Source organism: Caldovatus sediminis, assembly GCF_014644455.1.
In the GTDB taxonomy this organism is placed as follows: domain Bacteria; phylum Pseudomonadota; class Alphaproteobacteria; order Acetobacterales; family Acetobacteraceae; genus Caldovatus; species Caldovatus sediminis.
Genome location: NZ_BMKS01000001.1, coordinates 371,419 through 379,377 on the forward strand (window position 1 = coordinate 371,419; position 7,959 = coordinate 379,377).

At 77.3% G+C, this 7,959-nt stretch carries 7 protein-coding genes; 2 read left to right on the forward strand and 5 right to left on the reverse strand.

Annotated elements, in window-relative coordinates; all coding sequences use genetic code 11:
- Positions 1–64 precede the first annotated feature (64 nt).
- From IEX99_RS01760 to IEX99_RS01780, 5 genes are all read right to left on the reverse strand, one after another.
- Positions 65–1,033 (reverse strand): tripartite tricarboxylate transporter substrate binding protein, encoded by a 969-nt coding sequence (locus IEX99_RS01760; RefSeq protein WP_188897792.1) that lies wholly within the window; start codon positions 1,031–1,033, stop codon positions 65–67.
- On the reverse strand, positions 1,030–2,046 hold the full coding sequence (locus IEX99_RS01765; RefSeq protein ID WP_188897794.1) for an NAD-dependent epimerase/dehydratase family protein: 1,017 nt from the start codon (positions 2,044–2,046) through the stop codon (positions 1,030–1,032). The genes IEX99_RS01760 and IEX99_RS01765 overlap by 4 nt, the downstream gene beginning before the upstream one ends.
- Before the next feature lie 68 nt (positions 2,047–2,114).
- Positions 2,115–3,116, reverse strand: a complete 1,002-nt coding sequence (locus IEX99_RS01770) for a Bug family tripartite tricarboxylate transporter substrate binding protein (RefSeq protein ID WP_188897796.1) — start codon at positions 3,114–3,116, stop codon at positions 2,115–2,117.
- A gap of 124 nt (positions 3,117–3,240) precedes the next feature.
- Positions 3,241–3,900, reverse strand: coding sequence for an HD family hydrolase (locus tag IEX99_RS01775; RefSeq protein WP_229677740.1), 660 nt, complete (start codon positions 3,898–3,900; stop codon positions 3,241–3,243).
- A complete protein-coding gene (locus IEX99_RS01780) occupies positions 3,897–4,652 on the reverse strand; it encodes an MBL fold metallo-hydrolase (protein WP_188897798.1) in 756 nt (251 codons plus the stop codon). The genes IEX99_RS01775 and IEX99_RS01780 overlap by 4 nt, the downstream gene beginning before the upstream one ends.
- A gap of 118 nt (positions 4,653–4,770) precedes the next feature.
- Between IEX99_RS01780 and IEX99_RS01785 the strand changes: the two genes are divergently transcribed.
- Complete coding sequence (locus IEX99_RS01785; protein ID WP_188897800.1) at positions 4,771–5,916, forward strand: exonuclease SbcCD subunit D; 1,146 nt, start codon at positions 4,771–4,773, stop codon at positions 5,914–5,916.
- Between the two features lie 6 nt (positions 5,917–5,922).
- On the forward strand, positions 5,923–7,959 hold a 2,037-nt coding region (locus IEX99_RS01790; RefSeq protein WP_188897803.1), incomplete at its 3' end, for an AAA family ATPase.

Consider the following 7,959-nt stretch of genomic DNA (forward strand, 5'->3'; position numbering starts at 1 on the left):
CCGGCGCCGCCGCGGTAGGCGCGCGGCGGCGGGTGGGCTCACCCTCGGCCCGGTGCCGGGCCGGTCAGCGCCCCGACCAGGGCACGCGGGCCCACAGCTCGCGGTAGCGGCGTTCGGTAGCGCGCAGTCGGGCGAACCACGGCTCGCCGATCTCGACCAGCGGCTCGGTGAAGCGCGTCTCGAGGATGCGGATGAACTCCGGATCCTTCGCGATGTCCGCCGTCGCCTCGCGCAGCCGGGCGAGGATGGCGGGCGGCGTCGCCGCGGGCGCGACGAGGCCCCGCTCGGAGGCCATCTCCACCGGGTAGCCCAGCTCGCGCAGGGTCGGCACGTCCTGGCGGAAGCGGCTGCGCGTCGCGCCGCCCTGCGAGAGGACGCGGATCTTGTCCGGGTTCGCCGTCACCGGGCCGAGGTTGAGGCCTATCAGGTCCACCTGCTTGCCGAGCAGCGCGGTGCGCAGCTGGGCGTCGCCCTGGAAGACGACGTGGCTGAAGCGCGTCCCGGTCGCCGCCTGCAGCAGCACGAGCTGGAGGTGGTCGTCGGTGCCGACGCCCGGCGAGGCATAGGTGATGGTGTCCGGCCGGCGCTTCGCCTCCTCGATCACCTCGCCGAGGCTGCGCCAGGGGCTGTCCACGTGGCAGGAGATGGCGCTCGGGTCGGTGACGAGGTTGCCGATCGGCGCGAAGTCGTCGAGCTTGAACTGCGCCTGGCGCTCGATCGGGATGGTGAGCAGGCCCGGCATGTTGGTGGTGCCGAGGGTGTGCCCGTCGGGCCGCGCCCGGGCGACCGAGCCGAGCGCGACCTCGCCGCCCGCGCCGGGGCGGTTGACGACGACGACGGTGCCGCCGAGGCGCTGCTCGAGGAAGCGCGCATAGGCGCGCGCGTCGAGGTCGGTGCCGCCGCCCGGGACGAAGCCGACGACGATCTCGATCGGCCGCTCCGGGAAGCGCACGGTCTGCGCGATCGCCGGCGCGGCGAGCGCCGAGAGGCCGGCTCCCGCGAGCGCGGCGCGGCGGGTGACGGGTCTGGTCATGGGCGCTTCCCCTCGTTGCTGTTGAACCAGGCGATCAGGCGGTCGAGGCCCTCGCGCATGTCCACGAGCGGCTTCCAGCCGAGGACGCGCTCGGCCTCCTCGTGCGCGATGCGGAAGGCGCCGCCGCTGGTCAGGCGCACCTTGCCTGGCTCGTTGCCGACGAATTCCGGCTCGGGGCCGCCGCCGGCGAGCTCGGTGACGAGCTTCACCAGCTCGAGCGTGGTGATCGGCGCCGGGCCGGAGGTGTTGACCGCGACGTCGGTCGCCGCGCTCTCGAAGGCCATGCGGTTGGCGCGGGCGAGGTCGCCGACATAGACGAAGTGCTTGGTCTCGCTGCCGTCGCCGAAGACCTGCGGGCGCTCGCCGCGGCGGATGCGGTCGTAGGTCTCGATGATGTAGAGGGCATTGGCGGCGCGGTAGTGCTGGCGCTCGCCATACACCGTGGAATAGCGCAGCACGACGTAGTCGAGGCCGTGCCTGCGGTGATAGTCGCGGCAGAGCTGCTCGCCGATGATCTTGGAGGCGCCGTAGAGGATGGCGGCGGGCGGGGCGCCGTGGCTGTGGAAGGGCGTCGTCTCGACGAGCTCGCCCGAGACGCCGGGACCGTAGCCGTAGACCGCGTTGGAGGAGGCGAAGACGACCTTGCGCAGCCGGTTGGCGCGCGCCGCCTCGAGCGCGTTCTGCACGCCGCGGATGTTGACGTCGAGACCGCCCCAGGGGTCGCGGTCCATCGAGAGCGTCATGTAGGCGGCGAGCAGCAGGGCGCCGTGGCAGCCCTCCGCGGCGCGCAGCAGGTCGGGCAGGCGCATCACGTCGCCGCGGATCAGGCGCAGGCGGGGGTGGTCGCGCAGGTGGGCGACGGCCTGCTCCGAGCCGAAGGAGAAGTTGTCGAACAGCACCACCTCGGCCGCGCCGTGGTCGAGCAGCTCGCCGGCGGTGGCGGAGCCGACCAGGCTGGCGCCGCCGACGATGAGGAAGCGATGGCCGGCGATGGGCAGCGCGGCGTCGGGCATGCAGGGGTCCTCCGGATGCGGGGCGCAGGATGGACCGGATGGGAGCCGGCATGAAGCCCCGGCGCCGCTCAGTCCGCCCGCGCGCCGGAGGCGCGCACGATCGGCGCCCAGAGCTCCATGTCCTCGCGCACGAAGCGGGCGAACTCGGCGGCGCTCATCGGCACCGGCTGGGCGCCCTGCGCCGCCAGCACGCGGCGCGTCTCGGGGTCGTTCGCCACCTCGGTCAGCGCCGCGTTCAGCGCCTGCACGATCGCGGGCGGGGTGCGGGCGGGCGCGAGCAGGCCGAACCAGGGCTGCACGTCGAACGCCGGCCCGCCCGATTCGGCCGAGGTCGGCGCCTCCGGCAGCATCGGCGAGCGCGCGCCGGTGGAGATCGCCAGCACCCGCACCTGCCCGCCCTGCAGGAAGGGCTGCGCCGTGTTGAGGCTGAGCCAGCCCATCGCCACCGCGCGCTGCGCCACCGCCATCCCCGCCTCCGGCGCGCTGCGGTGGGGGACGTGCACGGTGTTGATCCCGGCGCGCTGGTTCACCAGCACGCCGAGCAGATGGTTGGTCGTGCCGTTGGAGGGCGAGGAGAAGAACAGCTCGCCCGGCCGCCGGCGCGCCTCCTCGATCAGCGCGCCGAGGCTCCGCCAGGGGGCGTCGCGGTGCACCAGCAGCACGGAGGGGACGATGGCGAAGGGGGCGACGGCGACGAAGTCGTTCGCGGCGTCGAAGCCCGGATTGGCGTAGAGGACCGGATTGATCGCGAAATTGCCGGAGAAGCCGGCGAGCAGCGTGTAGCCGTCCGGCGCGCTGCGCGCCACCTGCGCGGTGCCGATGTTGCCGCCGGCGCCGGGCCGGTTCTCCACCACCACGGGCTGGCCGAGGCGGCGCGGCAGCCGCTCGGCATAGACGCGGGCGAGGATGTCGGTGGCGCCGCCGGGGCCGAAGGGGACGACGAAGCGGATCGGCCGGGTCGGATAGGATTCGGCGGTCTGGGCGCGCGCCGCGCCGGCCGTGGCGGCGGCGAGCATCGCGGCGAAGGCGCGGCGGCCGAGCCGCGCCGGCGGGCTTCCTCGAACGCTCATGGACGACCCCTCCTCTCGGTTCCGGCAGGAGCCTCGCGCAGCGCCGCGCGCCGCTCAACCCGGCGCGACGCCTTTCGCGCCGGCCCGCCGGCCGCGCGGCCCCCGCAACGGGCCTTGGCCGGCGTCACCGCCGCGCCGCCTCCAGCCGCGTCAGCTCGGCGAGGAACCGCTCCGCCGCCAGGTCCGGCGGCCAGGGGCGCCAGGGCGTGCCGCCATAGGCCGCGGCGAGCGGATCGTCCGCGATCACCGCGGCGCGGATGCCGAGGGTGCGGCGCACCTCCTCGCGGCTCCAGCCGGCGACGTGCACCGCCTCCGCCGCCGCCGCCGCGACGTCGGCCGCCTTGTGCGCGCGCTTCTCCTCCGCCGTCCAGGGCGGCAGGCGGTAGCGCGCGGCGACCGCCGCGCGCAGGCGCTCCTGCAGCTCCGCGAAGGCCGCGCCGAGGAAGGGCTTGAGCGGCGCGATGCAGTCGAAGTTGATCAGCCCCTCCTCCGCGTCGTGCAGCAGCTCGCGCAGCGCCTCCGCCGCGCCGAGCGGGCCGCCGGCGCGGGCGCGGCGCAGGTGCAGCACGGTCAGCGCGTGCTGCGCGACCGAGAGCGGCTCCGGCCAGACGGAGTGCCCGCCCCAGCGGAAGGTGCGGGCGAGGCCGGTGGCGAGGTCGGCGTCGGTCCAGTCGAGGGGGGTCGGCGCCAGCAGGTCGAGCCGGCGGCCGGAGGGCAGGCGCACCCAGGCGCGCTGCGGCGGCCCGGCCCGCCGGCGGGAGAGCGTCGCGCGCGCTGCGCTCACAGCTTCGGGGCGGAGATGTCGAACTCCTCCGTCACCGCCAGGTCCTCGTCGAACCACGCCTTGATGCCGGCGCGGCGCTGGCCGACGTACTCCGGCCTTCCGTCGGCGCCGAGGCGCATGGTGAGGTCGTGGCCGGGGACCAGCAGCGTGCCCGGCACCTTGCGCCACAGCGCCCAGATGGCGTCGAGCGAGGCCTCGCTCGCGCGCTGGTCCATCGTCATGTCCACCGCGCGGGAGAGCAGCTCGGCGCGGTTCTTCGCCGCGTCGCCGGTGAACAGCACCGGCACCTCGTTGGCGGTCAGGTAGAACAGCAGGCAGCCCGGCGTGTGGCCCGGCGCCTCGTGGGCCGTGAAGCCGTCGAGGAACTCCTGCCCGTGCTCGAGCAGGCGCAGCCGCGGCGAGCGCGCGAGGTCGGCGACGTAGAGCTCCGGCAGCGGATTGAAGCCGACCGGGACCCTGCTCGCCCAGTCCATCTCGGTCCGGCCGATCCAGACCGTCGCCCTGGGGAACAGCGTGTAGTTGACGCTGTGGTCCCAGTGGGCATGGGTGAGCAGGATGTCGGTCACCCCCTCCGCCTTCACGCCGCGCGCGTCGAGCTGCCTCTTCAGCTCCGGCCGGATCGAGAAGGAGCCGACATCCACGAGGACGGTGCGCGTCGCCGAGCGCAGCAGGGCGATGGTGCTCCAGCCGAGGCCGCCGTGGCAGACGCTCTTGCCGGGATAGCCCTGCACCAGCACGTCAATCCGGTACATGCGCGCCGTTCCTCCGTTGCGATGCCGCCGGGAAGGGTAGTGGCCGGCCCCCTCTTGCGCCACCCCGCCCGCCCGGTGTCTGTTCGCTTCCCGTTCCGCTCGCCGGAGGCCGATTCGCGTGCGCCTGCTGCACACCGCCGACTGGCATCTCGGCCGCAGCCTGGCCGGCGCCTCCTTCCTCGAGGACCAGGCGCATCTGCTGCGCGGCCAGTTCCTCGACATCCTGCGCGAGACGCGCCCCGACGCGCTGCTGATCGCGGGCGACGTGTTCGACCGCGCCGTGCCGCCGGTCGAGGCGGTGGAGCTGCTCGACGACATCCTGCACGAGGTGGTGCTCGGCCTGCGCATCCCGGCCGTGCTGATCCCCGGCAACCACGACGCGACCGAGCGCCTCGCCTTCGGCGCGCGGCTGATGCGCGCGGGCGGCCTGCACATCGCCGACTCCGCGCTCGGCGCGCCGATCCGCTTCGCGGACGCGCATGGCGACGTCTGGGTGCTGCCCTCCGGCTACGCCTCGCCGCTGCTGCTGGCGGAGCTGCTCGGCGACGAGACGGTCGCCTGCCACGACAGCGGCTTCGCCGTGATCTGCCGCCGCCTGCGCGAATCCTGCCCGCCCGGCGCGCGCATGGTGATGGTGGCGCACGCCTTCCTCGCCGACGGGCTGACCAGCGAGAGCGAGCGGCTGCTGCAGGTGGGCGGCGCCAGGGCGGTCTCGCCGGCGCGGTTCGCGGGGTTCCACTACGTCGCGCTCGGCCACCTGCACCGGCCGCAGGCGATCGGGGAGGACGGGCGCCTCCGCTACGCCGGCTCGCCGCTCGCCTATTCCTTCTCCGAGGCGGGGCAGCGCAAGTCGGTGACGCTGGTCGAGCTGGACGCGGCGGGCGCGGTGCGGACCGAGGAGATCCCGCTGACCCCGAAGCGCGCGCTGCGCGTGGTGGAGGGCACGCTCGCCGAGGTGCTCGCCATGGAGCGGCCGGAGGACCGCGCGGACTGGCTGCGCGTGGTGCTGACCGATGCCGGCGCCGTCTGGGGCGCGATGGACCGCCTGCGCGAGGCCTATCCCAACGTGCTCGAGCTCGCCTTCGCGCGGCACGAGACGCTCGACCGCGACGCCCTCGCCGCCGGCCCCTCGGCGCGCGCCGCCGCCGACCCGCTGGCGCTGGTCGAGGAGTTCCACCTGGCGCTGCGCGCGCGCCCCCTGCCGGACGCCGCGCGGCGGATCGCGCGCGAGGCGATCGAGGCGGCGCTGGCGGCGGAGGGCTGACGCGCGATGCGCCCGCTGCGCCTCCGGCTGCAGGCCTTCGCCGCCTACGGCGACACGCAGGAGCTCGATTTCGGCCGCCTCGGCGAACACCGGCTGTTCCTCATCCACGGCCCGACCGGGGCGGGCAAGACCAGCGTCCTGGACGGCCTCTGCTACGCGCTGTTCGGCGAGAGCAGCGGCGCCGACCGCGAGGCGCGGCACCTGCGCAGCCACCACGCGCCGCCGGGGCTGCCGACGCTGGTCGAGTACGACTTCGCGCTGGGCGGCGCGCGCTACCGCGTCCGCCGCAGCCCGGCCTGGGAGCGGCCGAAGCTCAAGGGCGCCGGCACGGTGACGGTGCCCGGCGAGGTCGCGCTGTGGCGCCTCGGCGAGGACGGGAGCGCCCCGGCGCTGCTCGCGGAGGGCGAGAACAAGGTGCGCGCGGCGCTGGAGGGGCTGCTGGGATACAAGGCGGCGGAGTTCCGCCAGGTGGTGCTGCTCCCCCAGGGCCGGTTCCGCGAGCTGCTCACCGCCAAGCCCGGCGACCGCCAGGCGATCCTGGCGACGCTGTTCCGCACCGCGCTGTACCGCCGCATCCAGGACGCGCTCGCCGAGCAGGCCAGGGCCGCGACGCAGGAGGTGCGGCGGATCGAGGAGCGGCGCCGCGTCCTGCTCGGCCAGGCGGGCGCCGAGACCGAGGAGGCCGCCGCGGCGGCACGCGCCGCGCTGGCGGTCGAGGCCGAGCGGGCGGAGGCCCGGCAGGCGGCGGCGGAGGCGGCGGCGCGCGCCGCGCAGGCGGCGCTGGAGGCCGGGCGCGCCGCGGCGGCGCTGCTCGCCCGGCTGGCCGAGGCCGAATCCCTCCGCGCGACGCTGGAGGCCAGGGCGCCCGCCGTCGCGGCGGATCGCGCGCGTCTCGCCGCCGCGCGCCGCGCCGCGCGCCTCGATGGCCCCGCCGCCGCCCTGCGCGCCGCGACCGAGGCCGAGGCCAAGGCCCGCGCCGCGGCCGACCGTGCCCGCCAGGCCGAGGGCGCGGCGCGCGACGCGCTGGCCCGCGCCGCCGCCGCCCTCGCCGACGAGGCGGCGCGGGAGGCCGCCGAACAGGCCGCGCAGGCGGAGGCCGCGCGCCTCGCCGCGCTGGCCGAGGACGCCGGGCGCGCCGCCGCCGCCGCCGCCGCCCTGCGGCGCGCCGAGGCCGCCGCGCGCGAGGCGGACGCCGCCCGGGAGCAGGCCGTGGCGACGGCCGCGGCGGCGCGCGCCGCGGCGGAGGCGGCGGCCGCCGCGGTCCGCGAGCGGGAGACCGTCGCGGCGCAGCGCGAACGCCATCGCCTCGCCCTGGCGGCCGCCGAGACGGAGGAACGGGACGCCCGCGCCCTGGCGCAGGCCGAGGCGGAGACGGCCGGCCGCACCGAGGCGCTGCGCCGCGCCGAGGCGGCCGGCGCCGAGGCGCAGGCGCGCGCGGCGGCGGCGCGCGCGGCACGGGAGGCCGCGACCCGCGCCCTGCTCGGCGCCGAGGCGGCGCATCTCGCCGCCACCCTGGTCGCCGGCGCGCCGTGCCCGGTCTGCGGCAGCCCGCACCACCCGCGCCCCGCCACCGCGTCGGCAGGCGAGCGGCCGGACGCCGCGGCCGCCGAGGCCGAGGACCGGGCGGCGCAGGCGGCGCTGGAGGCCGCGCGCGCCGCCTGGGCCGAGGCGCGCGCCGCACTCCGCGCCGCGGAGGACCGCCGGGCGACCCTCGCCGCGCGGTTCGCGCAGCCGCCCGACCGCGCCGCCCTCGCCGCCCGCGCCGCCGCGGCGCGGGAGGCGCTGCGCGCGGCGGAGGCCGCGGACCGCGCGCTGCCGGCCCTGCGCGCCCGGGCGCAGGAGGAGGCGGCGGCGGCGGACGCCGCGGAGCGCGCCCGCGCCGCCGCCGACGCGGCGGCCCGGGATGCGGCCGAGGCGCTCGCCGGGGCCCGCGCGACGCACGCCGCGCTGCTGGCGCGGCTGCCCGCCGACGCCGCCGGCGATCCCGCCCTCCTCCGCGCCCGCGCCGGGGAGGCCGAGCGGCAGGCGCGCGAGCGGCGCGCG

What these genes read in the sequence shown, in the direction of transcription:
- IEX99_RS01765 (WP_188897794.1), bottom strand. Translation starts at nt 2,046, where the DNA reads ATGCCCGACGCCGCGCTGCCCATCGCCGGCCATCGCTTCCTCATCGTC.
- IEX99_RS01770 (WP_188897796.1), bottom strand. Translation starts at nt 3,116, where the DNA reads ATGAGCGTTCGAGGAAGCCCGCCGGCGCGGCTCGGCCGCCGCGCCTTC.
- IEX99_RS01780 (WP_188897798.1), bottom strand. Translation starts at nt 4,652, where the DNA reads ATGTACCGGATTGACGTGCTGGTGCAGGGCTATCCCGGCAAGAGCGTC.
- IEX99_RS01760 (WP_188897792.1), bottom strand. Translation starts at nt 1,033, where the DNA reads ATGACCAGACCCGTCACCCGCCGCGCCGCGCTCGCGGGAGCCGGCCTC.